The organism is Burkholderia sp. Ed8 (assembly GCF_040761425.1).
GTDB classification, from domain to species: domain Bacteria; phylum Pseudomonadota; class Gammaproteobacteria; order Burkholderiales; family Burkholderiaceae; genus Burkholderia; species Burkholderia seminalis.
Genome location: NZ_CP142886.1, coordinates 714,371 through 730,163, shown reverse-complemented (window position 1 = coordinate 730,163; position 15,793 = coordinate 714,371). Strand labels below are relative to the sequence as shown.

At 68.2% G+C, this 15,793-nt stretch carries 12 protein-coding genes; 6 read left to right on the top strand and 6 right to left on the bottom strand.

Annotated features, from left to right (window positions below):
- Positions 1-65 precede the first annotated feature (65 nt).
- The 4 genes from nagA (at position 66) to nagE (ending at position 6,624) form a co-directional block, all read left to right on the top strand.
- Positions 66-1,169 (top strand): N-acetylglucosamine-6-phosphate deacetylase, encoded by a 1,104-nt coding sequence (nagA, locus tag VXM69_RS17305; RefSeq protein ID WP_034189247.1) that lies wholly within the window; start codon positions 66-68, stop codon positions 1,167-1,169.
- Positions 1,162-2,169 (top strand): SIS domain-containing protein, encoded by a 1,008-nt coding sequence (locus VXM69_RS17300; protein ID WP_367190192.1) that lies wholly within the window; start codon positions 1,162-1,164, stop codon positions 2,167-2,169. Before nagA ends, VXM69_RS17300 begins: the two co-directional genes overlap by 8 nt.
- A gap of 15 nt (positions 2,170-2,184) precedes the next feature.
- Positions 2,185-4,767: a phosphoenolpyruvate--protein phosphotransferase gene (gene ptsP, locus VXM69_RS17295; RefSeq protein ID WP_175029277.1), complete on the top strand. Its 2,583-nt coding sequence runs from the start codon at positions 2,185-2,187 to the stop codon at positions 4,765-4,767.
- Between the two features lie 87 nt (positions 4,768-4,854).
- Positions 4,855-6,624, top strand: a complete 1,770-nt coding sequence (nagE, locus tag VXM69_RS17290; RefSeq protein WP_367189951.1) for an N-acetylglucosamine-specific PTS transporter subunit IIBC — start codon at positions 4,855-4,857, stop codon at positions 6,622-6,624.
- 151 nt (positions 6,625-6,775) lie between these two features.
- On the opposite strand, the gene VXM69_RS17285 is transcribed toward nagE, so the two are convergent.
- From VXM69_RS17285 to rpoH, 6 genes are all read right to left on the bottom strand, one after another.
- Positions 6,776-9,259, bottom strand: a complete 2,484-nt coding sequence (locus VXM69_RS17285; RefSeq protein ID WP_226253472.1) for a family 20 glycosylhydrolase — start codon at positions 9,257-9,259, stop codon at positions 6,776-6,778.
- Positions 9,260-9,816: 557 nt separating this feature from the next.
- Positions 9,817-9,939: a cytochrome bd-I oxidase subunit CydX gene (gene cydX / locus VXM69_RS17280; protein ID WP_059233151.1), complete on the bottom strand. Its 123-nt coding sequence runs from the start codon at positions 9,937-9,939 to the stop codon at positions 9,817-9,819.
- A 56-nt stretch (positions 9,940-9,995) separates the two neighbouring features.
- Positions 9,996-11,132 carry a cytochrome d ubiquinol oxidase subunit II gene (gene cydB, locus VXM69_RS17275; protein ID WP_034189253.1) on the bottom strand — a complete coding sequence of 379 codons (1,137 nt, stop codon included), beginning with the start codon at positions 11,130-11,132 and terminating at the stop codon, positions 9,996-9,998.
- A 31-nt stretch (positions 11,133-11,163) separates the two neighbouring features.
- Positions 11,164-12,744, bottom strand: coding sequence for a cytochrome ubiquinol oxidase subunit I (locus tag VXM69_RS17270; RefSeq protein ID WP_034189254.1), 1,581 nt, complete (start codon positions 12,742-12,744; stop codon positions 11,164-11,166).
- Positions 12,734-13,012, bottom strand: coding sequence for a cytochrome oxidase putative small subunit CydP (gene cydP, locus VXM69_RS17265; protein ID WP_034189255.1), 279 nt, complete (start codon positions 13,010-13,012; stop codon positions 12,734-12,736). The genes VXM69_RS17270 and cydP overlap by 11 nt, the downstream gene beginning before the upstream one ends.
- Positions 13,013-13,464: 452 nt before the next feature.
- Positions 13,465-14,400, bottom strand: a complete 936-nt coding sequence (gene rpoH, locus VXM69_RS17260; RefSeq protein ID WP_034189256.1) for an RNA polymerase sigma factor RpoH — start codon at positions 14,398-14,400, stop codon at positions 13,465-13,467.
- Positions 14,401-14,758: 358 nt separating this feature from the next.
- Between rpoH and VXM69_RS17255 the strand changes: the two genes are divergently transcribed.
- Both VXM69_RS17255 and VXM69_RS17250 read left to right on the top strand, forming a co-directional pair.
- Positions 14,759-15,328, top strand: a complete 570-nt coding sequence (locus VXM69_RS17255; RefSeq protein WP_034189257.1) for an acyloxyacyl hydrolase — start codon at positions 14,759-14,761, stop codon at positions 15,326-15,328.
- A 45-nt stretch (positions 15,329-15,373) separates the two neighbouring features.
- A complete protein-coding gene (locus tag VXM69_RS17250) occupies positions 15,374-15,757 on the top strand; it encodes a nuclear transport factor 2 family protein (protein WP_034189258.1) in 384 nt (127 codons plus the stop codon).
- Positions 15,758-15,793: the final 36 nt, after the last annotated feature.

Below are 15,793 nucleotides of genomic sequence, written 5' to 3'. Positions count from 1 at the left end.
AATCGCAACGAATTGGCAAATCGCGACGCGGACGCCCGCGTCACCAGATCATCAAGAGAAACGTCATGCTGACTGGCAACATCCTCACCCCCGACGGCTGGATTCACGGTTCGCTCGATAGCGAGAACGGCCGCATCACCACGCTCGACGGCGCGCCCGTCGATCCCGCGACGAACGACGCGCCGTACATCCTGCCCGGCTTTATCGACCTGCACGTGCACGGCGGCGGCGGCGCCGACGTGATGGAAGGCGGCGACGCGATCGAGACCATCGCGCGCACGCACGCGCAATTCGGCACGACGAGCCTGCTCGCGACGACGATGACCGCGCCGCGCGACGAACTGATGCAGGTCGTCGCGAACCTCGGCACCGTCGCGCGTACCCGCACGCCGGGCGGCGCGCGCGTGCTCGGCGTGCACCTCGAAGGGCCGTACATCAACCCCGGCAAGCTCGGCGCGCAGCCCGACGCGGCCGTGTCGGCGGTGCTCGACGAAGTGCTGAAGTACCTGTCGATCGCGCCGATCCGCGTGGTCACGCTGGCACCGGAAATCGCGGGCCACATCGAGATCATCGGCGAGATGGCCGCGCGCGGCGTGCGCGTGCAGCTCGGCCACTCGCTCGCGACCTACGACGACGCGGTCGCCGCGCTCAAGCACGGCGCGTGCGGTTTCACGCACCTGTTCAACGCGATGTCGCCGCTGCATCACCGCAACCCGGGCCTCGTGGGCGCGGCGCTTGCGCACGCCGAATACGCGGAAATCATCCCCGACCTGCTGCACGTTCACCCGGGCGCGATTCGGGCCGCGCTGCGCGCGATTCCGCGCCTGTACGTCGTGACCGACAGCACGTCGGCCACCGGCATGCCCGACGGCGAATACCGGCTCGGCAGCCAGCACGTGACGAAGTGCCTCGGCGGCGTGCGGCTCGCCGACGGCACGCTCGCCGGCAGCACGCTGACGATGGACCAGGCGCTGCGCAACCTCGTGTCGCTCGGCCTGCCGATCGCCGACGTGTCGAACCGGATGTCGCGCTACGCGGCCGATTACCTCGGCGTCGCCGATCGCGGCCGCCTCGAGCGCGGCGCATGGGCCGATCTCGCGGTGTTCGACCGCGACCTGAACCTCACCGCGACCTACGTCGAAGGAGAATCGATTGTCGAATATGCTTAAGGAAGCGCGCGAGTCCGCCCAGGTCGTCGCCGCGCAGATCGCCGACACCACGCGCGTCGAAGCGCTTGCCGGCCAATTGCTCGATCACCCGCCGGCCGTCGCGCTGACGGTCGCGCGCGGCAGCTCGGATCACGCCGCGAGCTATTTCGCGAGCCTGACGATGAGCCGCCTCGGCGTGCCGGTCGCGTCGCTGCCGATGTCGGTCGCGACGCTGCAGCAGGCGCCGCTGAAGGTGCAGGACCAACTCGCGATCGCGTTCTCCCAGTCGGGCAAGAGCCCCGACCTCGTCAACACGATGGCCGCGCTGCGCGAAGCCGGCGCACGCACCGTCGCCGCCGTGAACGTGCTGCCGTCGCCGCTCGCCGACGCATGCGAGCACCAGTTGCCGCTGCTTGCCGGCCCCGAGCTGTCGGTCGCCGCGACCAAGAGCTATATCGCGATGCTGTCGCTGTCCGCGCAGATCGTCGCCTACTGGCAGCGCGACGCCGCGCTGATGACCGCGCTGCGCGGGCTGCCCGACGTGCTCGCGCAGGCCGGCCGGCTCGACTGGTCGCAGGCCGTCGCCACGCTCGCCGGTATCGAGCGGATGATCGTCATCGGCCGCGGCCTTGGCCTCGCCATCGCGCAGGAAGCCGCGCTGAAACTGAAGGAAACCTCCCGCATCCAGGCCGAGGCATTCTCGAGTGCCGAAGTCCGGCACGGCCCGATGGAGCTGATCGACCGCGATTATCCGCTGCTCGTGTTCGCCCCGCCCGGGCCCGAGCAGGCCGGCCTGCTGCAGCTCGCCGACGACATGCGCGCCCGCGGCGCCGCCGTGCTGCTCGCGGCGCCCGCCGGCACGCCCGGCGCGACGCTGCCGCTCGCGCAGTCCGCCCATTCGGCGCTCGACCCGATCGCCGCCATTCTTTCGTTCTACGTGATGGCGGCGGATCTCGCCGTCGCGCGCGGCCGCAATCCCGACACGCCGCGCCACCTGAACAAAGTCACCGAAACGCACTGATAGCCGAGACAGCCGATGAGACGCGCCGAGGAGTCCCAGTTGAAGAGCCCCACCCCCGATCAGATCGTCCTGCTTAGCCCCTTGACGGGGCCGATCGTCGCGCTGGCCGACGTGCCCGATCCGGTGTTCTCCGGCGGGATGTTCGGCGACGGCATCGGCATCGACCCGCTCGCGGGCCGGCTCGTCGCGCCGTGCGCGGGCGTCGTGTCGCATCTCGCGCGCACGGGCCACGCGGTGACGATCACGACGCCGCAAGGCGCCGAAGTGCTGCTGCACATCGGCATCGACACCGTCGAGCTGAACGGGCAGGGCTTCATCGCGCACGTCGAGGCCGGCGCGCGCGTCGAAGCGGGCACGCTGCTGATCGAATTCGACCAGGATGCGGTGGCGCGCAGCGCGCATTCGCTCGTGTCGGTGATCGCGATCGCGAACTCCGACGCGTTCGAGGTCGTCGAGCGCGCGAGCGGCTTCGCGACGGCCGGCGAGACGCCGCTGCTCACGTTGCGCGGCAAGGGCGACGCGGCCGTGCAGGCCGCGCAGACCGGTGCGGCGGCGCAGAACGAAGTGCGCCGCGAGATCGTGCTGGCGCAGCCGGGCGGCCTGCATGCGCGGCCGGCCGCGCGGGCGCGCGAAGCCGTGCGCGGGTTCGACGCGACCGTCGACGTGCTGTTCGACGGCCGCAAGGCATCGATCGCGAGCGTCGTCGGCCTGCTCGGCCTCGGCGCCGGCGAAGGCGCGACGGTCGAACTGGTCGGCCGCGGCGCGCATGCGCAGCAGGCGGTCGACGCGGTCGAGCACGAGCTGCTGCGCGAAGCGCACGGCGAAGTGGAGGAAAAGCCGGCGCGGATGACGTCGCCCGTGCCGCGGACGATCGCGCGCAGCACCGGCGCACCGCTGGACCCGAACACGCTCGCGGGCGTGTGCGCGGCGCCCGGCATCGCGGTCGGCGCGCTGGTGCGCCTGGACGATGCGGACATCGTGCCGCCCGAACAGGCCGCCGGCACGCCGGCCACCGAAAGTCGCCAGCTCGACCAGGCGCTGAAGGCGGTCGACGCCGAACTCGACGAAACGGTGCGCAATGCGTCGGCGCGCGGCGCGGTCGGCGAAGCGGGCATCTTCGCGGTGCATCGCGTGCTGCTGGAAGATCCGACGCTGATCGACGCGGCGCGCGACCTGATCAGCCTAGGCAAGAGCGCGGGCTTCGCGTGGCGCGCGACGATCCGCACGCAGATCGACACGCTGTCGAAGCTCGACGACGCGTTGCTCGCCGAACGCGCGGCCGACCTGCGCGACATCGAGAAGCGCGTGCTGCGCGCGCTCGGCCACACGAACGGCGCCGCGCGTACGCTGCCCGACGAGGCCGTGCTCGCGGCCGAGGAATTCACGCCGTCCGACCTGTCGTCGCTCGATCGCCAGCGTGTGACCGCGCTCGTGATGGCGCGCGGCGGCGCGACGTCGCATGCGGCGATCATCGCGCGGCAGCTCGGCATTCCGGCGCTGGTCGCGGTCGGTGATGCGCTGTACGCGATCCCGGACGGCACGCAGGTCGTCGTCGATGCGAGCGCGGGCCGGCTCGAACACGCGCCGACCGCACTCGACGTCGAGCGCGCGCGGCACGAACGCCAGCGCCTGGACGGCGTGCGCGAGGCGAACCGGCAACTGGCCGGTGCGGCCGCCGCGACGGTCGACGGCCGCGCGATCGAGGTCGCCGCGAACATCGCGACGCTCGACGATGCGAACACCGCGGTCGACAACGGCGCCGACGCGGTCGGCCTGCTGCGCACCGAGCTGATGTTCATCCATCGCCAGGCCGCGCCGACGGTCGTCGAACACCAGCAGAGCTACCAGTCGATCGTCGACGCGCTGCAGGGCCGCACCGCGATCATCCGCACGCTCGACGTCGGCGCGGACAAGGAAGTCGACTACCTGACGCTGCCGCCCGAACCGAACCCGGCACTCGGCCTGCGCGGCATCCGCCTCGCGCAGGTGCGCCCCGACCTGCTCGACGATCAATTGCAGGGCCTGCTCGCGGTGAAGCCGTTCGGCGCGGTGCGCATCCTGCTGCCGATGGTTACCGACGCCGGCGAACTCGTGCGGCTGCGCAAGCGCATCGACGAATTCGCGCGCGCGCAGGGCCGCACCGAGCCGATCGAGGTCGGCGTGATGATCGAGGTGCCGTCGGCCGCGCTGCTGGCCGACCAGCTCGCGCAGCACGCGGATTTCCTGTCGATCGGCACCAACGACCTGACCCAGTACACGCTCGCGATGGACCGCTGCCAGGCCGACCTGGCCGCGCAATCCGACGGCCTGCATCCGGCCGTGCTGCGCCTGATCGACATCGCGGTGCGCGGCGCGGCGAAGCACGGCAAGTGGGTCGGCGTGTGCGGCGCGCTCGGCGGCGATCCGCTCGCGGTGCCGATCCTGGTGGGCCTCGGCGTGACCGAACTGTCGGTCGACCCCGTATCGGTGCCGGGCATCAAGGCGCGTGTGCGCCGTCTCGATTACCAGTTGTGCCGTCAGCGCGCGCAGGACCTGCTCGCGCTCGATTCGGCACAGGCGGTAAGGGCAGCAAGCCGCGAGGTCTGGCCGCTCGACTGAACGTCGGCGGCAGGTTCGTGGCCCGTATGACGACGAAAGCAATCAGCGCAACGACGATTAACGAAGAGACAAGGATTGGAGGACTGAATGAACGGGAATCCGTTTCTGAAAATACAGGGCCTGGGCCGGGCACTGATGCTGCCGATCGCGGTACTGCCGGTCGCCGGCATCCTGCTGCGACTCGGCCAGCCGGACGTGTTCAACATCAAGATGATCGCCGACGCCGGCGGCGCGATCTTCGACAACCTGCCGCTGCTGTTCGCGATCGGCGTGGCGGTCGGGTTCGCGAAGGACAACAACGGCGTGGCGGCGCTCGCGGGCGCGATCGGCTACCTGATCGAAACCGCGATCATGAAGGACATCGATCCCAAGCTGAACATGGGCGTGCTGTCCGGGATCATCGCGGGTGTCGTCGCGGGCCTGCTGTACAACCGCTACAAGGACATCAAGCTGCCGGACTACCTCGCGTTCTTCGGCGGCAAACGGTTCGTGCCGATCATCACGGGGCTGGTGTGCGTGGTGCTCGGCATCGTGTTCGGGTACGTGTGGCAGCCGGTCCAGCACCTGATCGACGCGGCCGGCCAGTGGCTGACGACGGCGGGCGCGATCGGTGCGTTCGTGTTCGGCTTCCTGAACCGCCTGCTGCTCGTCACGGGCCTGCATCACATCATCAACTCGCTGGCGTGGTTCGTGTTCGGCAACTTCACGCCGCCGGCCGGCGGCGAGATCGTGCACGGCGACCTGCACCGCTTCTTCGCGGGCGACCCGACCGCGGGCACCTTCATGGCCGGCTTCTTCCCGATCATGATGTTCGGCCTGCCGGCGGCGTGTCTCGCGATGCTGCACGAAGCGCCCAAGGAGCGCCGCGCGATGGTCGGCGGCCTGCTGTTCTCGATGGCGCTGACGTCGTTCCTGACCGGCGTGACCGAGCCGATCGAGTTCAGCTTCATGTTCCTCGCGCCGGTGCTGTACGTGATCCACGCGGTCCTGACGGGGCTGTCGCTGGCGATCTGCCAGATTCTCGGCGTGAAGCTCGGCTTCACGTTCTCGGCCGGCGCGATCGACTACGTGCTGAACTACGGGCTGTCGACGAAGGGCTGGATCGCGATCCCGCTCGGCATTGCGTACGGCGTCGCGTACTACGGGCTGTTCCGCTTCTTCATCCGCAAGTTCAACATGGCCACGCCGGGCCGCGAGCCGGCATCGGCCGATGCGGCTGCCGAATCGTACGCGTCGGGCGGCTTCGTCGCGCCGGCTGCGGGCGCCGCCGCGACGGCCGCCGCACCGCGCGCGCAACGCTACATCGCCGCGCTCGGCGGCGCGGGCAACCTGTCGGTCGTCGACGCCTGCACGACGCGCCTGCGCCTGACCGTCGTCGATCCGGAGAAGGTCTCGGAACCTGAACTGAAGTCGATCGGCGCGCGCGGCGTGCTCAAGCGCGGCGGCAACAGCGTGCAGGTGATCATCGGGCCGGAGGCCGACATCATCGCCGACGAAATGCGTGCCGCGATCGGCAGCGGCGCGACCGGTGCCGCGTCGGCCGCGCCGGCCGCCGCCGCGCAGCCCGTCACGGGCGCGGCCGCCGGCCCGCTCGATCCGGAGCCGACGCGCTGGCTCGCGGTGTTCGGCGGCGCGACCAACGTCGCGTCGCTCGATGCGGTGGCGACCACGCGCCTGCGCGTCGTCGTGCGCGATCCGTCGGCGGTCGATCGCGATCGCCTCGGTGCGCTCGACGTCGCGTGGGTGTCGCTCGACACGTTCCACATCGTCTGCGGCAACGCGGCCGCACGTTATGCCGAACAGCTCGGCGCGCGCCTGCCGCCGTCGGGCGGCGGGGCGGCCGCGCAGCCGGCCTGATGCGATGAAACCGGCCCGACCCGCGATGCGGGTTCGGCCGGGCGGTAAAACGAAAAACGGCTTGCGATGCGTCGCAAGCCGTTTTTCGTTGGAGCGGGGCGACGGCGCGTGGCAGTCGACTGCCGCGCGCTGCGCCCGACGGCTCAGCCGGTCACGGATTCGTCAGCGTGAAGGTCGGCTTCCGGTAGCCGACACCGGCGCGGTCGAGCTTCGGCAATTCGCGTTGCGTGAGCAGCGTCGCGAAACCGGCCCAGTCGCGCTGCAGCGCGGCCGTGTCGACGTGATGCGTGTCGCCGCGCTTGAAGCGCACGCCGGCCGCATATGGCAGCTCCCAGTCGGCCCGGTGCCACGCGCGCTCGGCGAGCGCGAGCAGCCGCGGATAGGCCATGTATTCGAGGAAGGTGTCGTTGCGCATCACCTCGCCCCATGCCTGGCCCTGCATGCCTTCGATGCGCGGCGCGGGGCCCGTGCCGGTCGCCTCGAACGGGTTGCCGTCACGGTCGCCCATCACTTCGGCGTTCTGCGGCAGGTTCTCCGGCGCGAGCGAGAACACCTTGTACTCGTCGGTCGCGTGCGAGCCCCAGTAGTAGCCGCGCTCGCGCGGGTTGAGCGTGTACGGGAAGTCGAAGTACAGGTAGTCGGGCAGCGCGAGCACCGTCAGGTAGCCCTTGCCGCTCAGGTCGCGCGCGCTGTCCGACGCCCCCCAGAAGATCGTGTCCCACAGCGACACCATCACGTGGCGCGTGCTGAAGTCCTGCGGCCCGTTCGCATGCTTGATGCCGTCCTGCCACGCGGCCATCGTGTCGATCCCGTTCGCGCTGACGGTCGCGCTCACCTGTTTCGCGAAACGCGTCGGCAGCTCGTCGATCGACTTGATCTCGCCGCGCTGGAGCAGCGCCGTGCACGCGGGCGAGCGCGCCCACGGCTTGTCCTGCGCGGCGAGATCGATGCGCCCCTTGTTCGGGTCGGTGCCGTTCAGCGGCTGGAAGCCCCCGCCGAGGAAGATGTTCTTCGCTTCGTCGCCGCCGTAGTGCCAGGTGCGCAGCGGCGCCTGCGCGTCCGCATGCATCGCCGCGATCTCGCGGATCACCTTCGACGCGAAATTGAGCGCGCCCGGCACGCACGGGTTCAGGTCGCTGCGCCGGTCGTAGAACTGCACCGTCGTCAGGTTCGTCGTGTCCTGCGGATCGAGCAGCCGGTACGCGTTCGCTTCCTGGTCCCGGCCGGCCGCATGCAGCCGCCGGTAGCGCGCCTCCATCGTCACGACGGCCGCACGCGCATGCGCGGGCATGTCGATCTCGGGGATGACCTGCACGAAGTGCGCGGCCGCGTAGCGCACGAGCGCCACGTAGTCGTCGCGCGTCAGGTAGCCGCCGCCCGAGCGGTTGTCGGGGCCCGAGCCGAGCTGCGGCAGCAGGCAGCGCGTCTCGTCCGGGTCGTGGCAGCGGCGCCCGCCGATTTCGGTCAGCTCCGGCAGGCCGGGAATCTCGATGCGCCAGCCTTCGTCGTCGGACAGGTGCAGGTGCAGGCGGTTGAGCTTGTACGCGCTCATCTGGTCGATCAGGCGGCGCAGCGTCGCCGGGTGCTTGAAGTTGCGCGCGAGGTCGACGTGCATCCCGCGGTGCGTGAAGCGCGGCGCATCCTCGACGAGCATCGCCGGGACCGGGCCGCCGCCGGCCGGCACGAGCGAGTAGAGCGTTTGCACGCCGTAGTAGAGGCCCGCGCGATCGTAGCCTTCGATCAGCACGCCGCGCGGCCCGATCGCGAGCCGGTAACCGCCCGGCGTCGCGATGTCGGCCGGCAGCCGGCGCGGCGCGACGGCGCCGCGAACCGGCGTGCGTGCGCCGTCGAGCCCGAGTGTCGCCGCGCGTTCGCGCAGTGCCGCGACCTGCGCGTCCGCCAGGTCCGGCAGCGCGAGTTCGACGCCGCGCAGCTCGAGCGTGCCGGGCAGCGGCTGTGCGCGTTTCACGCTCGGCAGCGCGCGGCTCGCGTCGGGCCGTGCGGCCACCGGCGGTGCATTGCCGGTCGAGTCGTTCTGCGCGTCGGCCGGCAGCGATTCGACGTAGCGCAGCTCGTCGTCGGTGTCGTTGTAGCGCAGCACGACCGGCGGCGCGCCGTCGACCACGACATACGGGCGCGGAATCACGTCGCTGTAGCGCAGCAGCCAGTACTCGGCGACGAACGGCAGCTCGATGCGCTCGCCGGGCGCGAGCCGCACCGAGCCCGGCTGCGGCGTCAGTTCGTACAGGTCGCCGGTGAGCCGCCGCAGCGCGAAGCCCGGGCGGTCGATCCGCAACAGCCGGCGGATGCTGTGCAGATAGAGCTTCCAGCCGCCGTCGGCGATCGCCTGGTGGCCACGGTTCTGCAGGATCAGGCGGCCCGTCGCGCAGGCCGCGCCGTCCGCGCCGAGATCGGCGCACGGCACGCCGGCCGTGGCCGCGTGATTGTTGTCGACGGCGACGCGCAGCGCGAGGCCGTTCGACAGCAGCGTCGCGAGACTGGCCGCTCGCGCGGCGGCTGGCGCGGTGCCGACGGTCGTGCCGGCGGTAGCCGGCGCCGGTTGAGCCGCGATCGCGGCCGGCGACAGCACCGCGATCGGCAGGCTCGCAAAAAGGGACGACAAGATGTTTTTCATTCGAACTCCTAAAAAGTAGGCGTAGCGGCGTCGTGGGACGACGTCGCTGCGATCGGGTCTTTCAGTGGAGCTGCGGGCGATACCAGCACGCGGGGCGATGCGGCCGCACCACGCGCAATCTGCACGCGGGGGCGTGCGTTACGGAACGGGAGGCGGGCACGCGTGCCGATCGGATCGGCGCGGCGGTGTGCGTGGGGTCATCGGCGGCGCGCCGCCATTGCCGCGGCGGCGAGTCGAGCGTAGCCGGCCGGATTCGGCCCGCCGCGCGCGAGCACGACGGGCGCCGCCGCACGCGGACGTCGACACGGCGCGCACGCGCGCGCCCCACACGGGATTCGCATGTCTCCCCCACCCAAGAAGGAATCGGCCTGTCAGCGGCCGTGTCCAACGATCTTATGAAACCTTTTATTGGTATTCAAGTGGTATCAATCTGGCGCTAAATTGGCATCGATGCACGGCGCCCGTCCGGCGGGGGCGGGACGAAAAAAACCTCGCGTGATGCGAGGTTCGTTCCGGACGGCGGCGGCGCGATCGGCCGCACGCGGGTCAGGCGGGCATCAGTCGCGGCGGGCGCGCACGGGTGCTTCCTGCGCCTTCTGCCGTGCTTCGAGCCACATCGCGTTGACGATGCCGAACGACAGCGCGACGCCGATACCGAGAATCCAGCTGAAATACCACATGATCCGACTCCTTGCGAAACGATGGGCGAGGGCGCGGCGCGCCCCGGCCCGGTTCTTCAATACATCGAGTGCTTGTTCTCTTCGAGCGTCTGGCGCGTGACCTTGCCGCGCATCACGCGATACACCCAGCTCGTGTAGAGCAGGATGATCGGCAGGAACACGATCACCGCGAACAGCATCACCTGCAGCGTCAGGTGGCTCGACGTCGAATCCCACACGGTCAGGCTGCTGCGCGGGTCGAGCGACGACGGCATGATGAACGGGAACATCGAGAAGCCCGCGGTCAGGATCACGCCGGTGATCATCAGCCCCGTGCAGAAGAAGGCCGTCTTCTCCTGCTTCGAGCCGGCGAGCAGCAGCGCGAGCAGGCCGCCCGCGATGCCGACCACGGGGGCGGCGATCATCCACGGGAATTCGCCGTAGTTCGCGAGCCACAGGCCCGAGCCGGCGGCGACATCCTTGAGCAGCGGGTTCGCGACGGTGTCGGTCGGCGCGGCATGCGTGATGTGGAAGCCGCCGATGGTCGACGCGACCAGCACGCCGGCCAGCACGAACAGCACGACCGCGAGCAACGACGCCACGCGCAGCGCGATCGAGGCGCGGCGCGCGATCACGCCGTCGGTCTTCATCTTGATGAACGCGGCGCCGTGCGCGACGAGCATCGTGAGGCTGACGAGCCCGCACAGCAGCGCGAACGGGTTCAGCAGCGCCCAGAAGCCGCCGTAGTAGGTCACGCGCAGGTCGCTGTCGAACTTGAACGGCACGCCCTGCAGCAGGTTGCCGAACGCGACACCGAACACGAGCGCCGGCACGAAGCCGCCGACGAACAGGCCCCAGTCCCAGCCGGCACGCCAGCGCGGGTCGGGCCGCTTGCTGCGGTAGTCGAAGCCCACCGGCCGGAAGAACAGCGCGAACAGCACGAGCAGCATCGCGAAGTAGAAGCCGGAGAACGACGCCGCGTAGACGAGCGGCCAGGCGGCGAACATCGCGCCGCCCGCCGTGATCAGCCACACCTGGTTGCCTTCCCAGGTCGCGCCGACGGTGTTGACGATGATGCGGCGCTCGTCGTCGGTCTTGCCGAGGAACGGCAGCAGCGCGGTCGCGCCCATGTCGAAGCCGTCGGTGACGGCGAAGCCGATCAGCAGCACGCCGACGAGCAGCCACCAGATCAGCTTGAGAGTTGCATAGTCCATAGCGATTCCTTGTTCCGTTTCGGGTGCGTGCTCACGCCGGGGCGCGCTCGCTGGCGGCCGCGAGTTCGTGGTGATAACGGCCGGTATGCAGCGACGACGGGCCGAGGCGCGCGTACTTGAACATCAGCGTGATCTCGATGACGAACAGGACGGTGTAGAACAGGATGAAACCCGCGAGACTCAGGTACAGGTCGCTCGGCTGCAGGCTCGACGCGGACAGGTGCGTCGGCAGGATGCCCGCGATCGTCCACGGCTGGCGGCCGAGCTCGGCGACCACCCAGCCGAATTCCGCGGCCAGCCACGGCAGCGGGATCGCCCACACCGCATAGCGGAGGAACCAGCGGCGGTTGTCCTGCAGCAGTTCGCGGCGCGCGCAGAACCAGAACGCGGCGACGAAGGTCGCGAGGAACAGGAAGCCGAGGAACACCATGATCCGGAACGAGAAGAACACGGGCGCGACCGGCGGAATCGTCTTCTTCGCGGCGGCCTTGATCTGCTCCGGCGTCGCATCGACGACGTTCGGCGTGAACTGCTTGAGCATCAGCCCGTAGCCGAGATACTGCTTGTGCTGGTCGAACAACGCGCGCGTGGCCGCGCTCGTGTCGCCTTCCTTCAGCTTCTGCAGCGCGCCGTACGCGATCATCCCGCTCTGGATGTGCTCCTCGCTGTGCTTCGCGAGATCGCGCAGGCCGATCACGGGCTCGTCGATCGAGCGCGTCGCGATCAGGCCGAGCGCGTACGGGATCTTGATCGCGTAGTCGGTGCGCTGTTCTTCCTGGTTCGGAATGCCGATCAGCGTGAACGACGCGGGCGCCGGCTGCGTTTCCCATTCGGATTCGATCGCGGCGAGCTTCATCTTCTGCACTTCGCCGGTCGTGTAGCCCGATTCGTCGCCGAGCACGATCACGCACAGCGTCGCCGCGAGGCCGAAGCCGGCCGCGACCGCGAACGAGCGCAGCGCGAAGTCGACGTCGCGCTTCTTCAGCAGGTACCACGACGACACGCCGAGCACGAACATCGCGGCCGTCACGTAGCCGGCCGACACCGTATGCACGAACTTCACCTGCGCGACCGGGTTGAACAGCACGTCGAACAGGCTGGTCAGCTCCATGCGCATCGTCTGGTAGTTGAACTCGGCGCCGACCGGGTTGTTCATCCAGCCGTTCGCGACGAGGATCCACAGCGCGGACAGGTTCGAGCCCAGCGCGACGAGGAACGTGACGATCAGGTGCTTGACCTTCGACAGGCGGTTCCAGCCGAAGAAGAACAGGCCGACGAAGGTCGATTCGAGGAAGAACGCCATCAGCCCCTCGACCGCGAGCGGCACGCCGAAGATGTCGCCGACGTAGTGCGAGTAGTACGACCAGTTCGTGCCGAACTGGAATTCGAGCGTGATGCCGGTCGTCACGCCCATCGCGAAGTTGATCCCGAACAGCTTGCCCCAGAACTGCGTCATGTCCTTGTAGACCTGCTTGCCGGTCATCACGTAGACCGCTTCCATGATGACGAGCAGCCAGGACAGGCCGAGCGTCAGCGGCACGAACAGGAAGTGGTAGAGCGCCGTGATGCCGAACTGCAGACGTGACAGATCGACGACATCGCTACTTATCATGGTGGTCTCCCTCGGTAGATGCAGGCGCCGGTACCGAGAGCAGCTTCTCGGCGACGGCGGCAGGCGGAAGCGACATGTGCTCGGCCTGCGGATGATTGAAGAATGCGTATTTGAGCGACATCAGGAGGATCAGCTTGACGATCAGCACCAGGGTGATGTCGCGGGCGAGGGTCGGTCCGCGTGCCCACGCGGCGATGCGCGCGCGCCAGCCGATCGTGCCGGGCGGCCGCGGGGAAGGCGGCGCAGGCTCTTTATTGATCGAGATCAAGGTGATTATCCTGAATCGATTTACGTCGGATTTGGGGCGACTTTACGTCGGATTTATGACGGCCGTGAAGCTGTTTTAATCCTTTTGCGCCTGACATGCCAATTTTAAAAGGACTGCTTTCCGATGCCGAGTGCTGCGCTGCGGCAGACCGTCGCGAAACGGGGGGCAAAAGTTGAGGCAGATCAAGGTTATGCGGAAGGGGTCCGCAAATGGCCGAATACCTGATGAATCAGCTCAATTAATCGGCGGAGAAACGGGAAGGGAAACGAGCGGAGAAACGAGCGGAGAAACGGGAAGAGAAGCGGGAAGAGAAGCGGGAAGAGAAGCGGGAAGAGAAGCGGGAAGAGAAGCGCATGCGGAAGCGCGTGAAAGTCCGCGAAAAAGACGGGCGAAAAAAAACCGCTGCCGGTCGGGCAGCGGTTTTCGACGAGGCGCGCTCGAGCGCCGGGGATTTACGCGTATTCGGCGAGGGCCGTGCGCATCTTTTTCATTGCGCTCGCTTCGATCTGGCGGATGCGTTCCGCGGACACGCCGAATTCGGCGGCGAGATCGTGCAGCGTCGAGCCGCCCGAGCCGTCGTCGTCGACGTGCAGCCAGCGCGCCTCGATGATGCGGCGGCTGCGCGCGTCGAGTGCCTCGAGCGCCTGCGCGATGCCGTCCGTCTGCAGCATGTCGCGCTGACGTGCGGCGAGCACGGCGGTCGGCTCGTTGTGCGAGTCGGCCAGGTAGGCGATCGGCGCGTACGATTCCTCGCCGTCTTCCACCTGCCCTTCGAGCGCGATATCGCCGCCCGACAGGCGCGTTTCCATCTCGGTCACGTCTTCGCGCTTGACGTTGAGTTCCTGCGCGAGACCGTCGATTTCCTCGGGCGTCATCGCCTGCATGGACTTCTTGTGGCTGCGCAGGTTGAAGAACAGCTTGCGCTGCGCCTTCGTCGTCGCGACCTTCACCATGCGCCAGTTGCGCAGGATGTACTCGTGGATCTCGGCCTTGATCCAGTGGATCGCGTACGACACCAGGCGCACGTTTTGCGCCGGGTCGAAACGCTTCACCGCCTTCATCAGGCCGATGTTGCCTTCCTGGATCAGGTCGCCGTGCGGCAGGCCGTAGCCGAGATAGTTGCGTGCGACCGACACGACCAGACGCAGGTGCGACAGCACGAGGCGGCGCGCCGAGTCGAGGTTGTTGTCCTCGCGGAATTCGGTTGCGTACCGGCGTTCCTCTTCGGCGGTCAGCAGCGGAATGCGGTTGACGGCCTGGATGTACGCGTCGATGTTGCCGAGCTGGCCGGGCAACATCGATTGGGCTGCGAGCGCCAGCGAGCCTGCCGATTCGGCCTTGGCCGGCGTCGGGCTCAGGGTGTTCGGGAGGGTCAGGGCGTTGCTCACTAAAAACTCCTTTGGAATCAGGGACAAACCCCCGGTCTCGAATGAGATTCCGTGGGCCATCTTAGCACTCCCGGAAGACGAGTGCTAATCCTTAGAGCGGACGTGGGCATCCGAGTTCCCGTTTTTCTATCGAAGAAGTCGAATCGATAGTCTAATCTGCGACCCGGGGCGCGACGCGAAGTTCCGTAAACCATTGTTTCTGATGGTAATCAGTAGACGATTTCGATTTTTGCCGTTTTGGAAGCAAGCCATTTCGCTTCGTGATGCCGATCCGAAAAGTCCTTTACCATACCATTCAGTTCGCTCGGGCCAGGCCGTCGCGGCAGGCTCCATTCAACCCAAAAAGTTGGAGTGTCAGATGAACAATAAGAAGAATCGCCGGCCCCGCAGCCGGCTTGCGCTGCATGCGTTGCTGGCGGCGTCCCTGCTGGGCGGATCGGGTGCGGCGTTCGCGGATCGATGGGGGATCCAGGCGGGCGGCGGGTTTTCGGATCGGCGCGGGATCGACAAGGGCGACCTGGGCGTCGTGTGGGATCCGGGCTGGAACTGGTGGCAGGTCGGCGGCTGGCACTTCGCGTTCGTTGTCGAAGGGCACGCCGGATACTGGCACACGGGCGGCAACGTCCACGGCAGCATCGGCGAATTCGGCGTGACGCCGTTGTTCCGCTTCATCAAGAGCACGGGCGAGATTCGCCCGTTCATCGAGGCGGGCGGCGGGGTCCGGCTCCTGACCCATCCGACGATCTCGAACAACTTCTCGCTGTCGACCGCGTTCCAGTTCGCGCCGACCGGGGGCGTCGGCGTGCAGTTCGGCCAACGGCAACAGTATCAGGTCGGCTACCGTTTTGAACATGTGTCTAACGCGGGTATCAAAGAGCCGAATCCTGGTATAAATTTCCACCAGTTCTACGTGCAGTACAACTTCTGATCCGCACGCCCGCGCACGGCGGGCGCGTTGCCGAGGAGTCAGGCGATGGCGAAGGTGATCGATGCGATCCGCGCGCTCGAGCGCGATCGGTTCCGGGCGATGGTGGACGGGGACGGCGAGGCGCTCGGCGCGCTGCTGTCGGACAAGGTGTTCTTCGTGCACACCAACGGCAAACGCGAAACCAAGCAGCAGTTCATCGATGCCATCGTCGCCGGCCGCCGCCGCTATCGCCAGATCGAAATCCAGTCGCAGGACGTGCTGCCGGTCGGCGGCGAAACCTGCGTCGTCACCGGGCGCGCGTTGATCGAGATGGAAACGAACAACGGCGGCCTGGTCTTCCCGATCGCCTATACGTCCGTCCACACCGAGGAACAGGGGCGCTGGTGCCTGCTCGCGTGGCAGGCGACGCGGTGCGCGACCGAGACATGAGCGCGCGTCGCGCTCCTTTTCATGCCCCCGAATCGA

Excerpts from the sequence above, each read along its gene's own strand:
- VXM69_RS17250 (WP_034189258.1), top strand. The coding sequence starts at position 15,374 with ATGGCGAAGGTGATCGATGCGATCCGCGCGCTCGAGCGCGATCGGTTC.
- nagE (WP_367189951.1), top strand. The coding sequence starts at position 4,855 with ATGAACGGGAATCCGTTTCTGAAAATACAGGGCCTGGGCCGGGCACTG.
- VXM69_RS17270 (WP_034189254.1), bottom strand. The coding sequence starts at position 12,744 with ATGATAAGTAGCGATGTCGTCGATCTGTCACGTCTGCAGTTCGGCATC.
- nagA (WP_034189247.1), top strand. The coding sequence starts at position 66 with ATGCTGACTGGCAACATCCTCACCCCCGACGGCTGGATTCACGGTTCG.
- VXM69_RS17285 (WP_226253472.1), bottom strand. The coding sequence starts at position 9,259 with ATGAAAAACATCTTGTCGTCCCTTTTTGCGAGCCTGCCGATCGCGGTG.
- VXM69_RS17255 (WP_034189257.1), top strand. The coding sequence starts at position 14,759 with ATGAACAATAAGAAGAATCGCCGGCCCCGCAGCCGGCTTGCGCTGCAT.
- cydB (WP_034189253.1), bottom strand. The coding sequence starts at position 11,132 with ATGGACTATGCAACTCTCAAGCTGATCTGGTGGCTGCTCGTCGGCGTG.
- cydX (WP_059233151.1), bottom strand. The coding sequence starts at position 9,939 with ATGTGGTATTTCAGCTGGATTCTCGGTATCGGCGTCGCGCTGTCGTTC.
- ptsP (WP_175029277.1), top strand. The coding sequence starts at position 2,185 with ATGAGACGCGCCGAGGAGTCCCAGTTGAAGAGCCCCACCCCCGATCAG.
- VXM69_RS17300 (WP_367190192.1), top strand. The coding sequence starts at position 1,162 with ATGCTTAAGGAAGCGCGCGAGTCCGCCCAGGTCGTCGCCGCGCAGATC.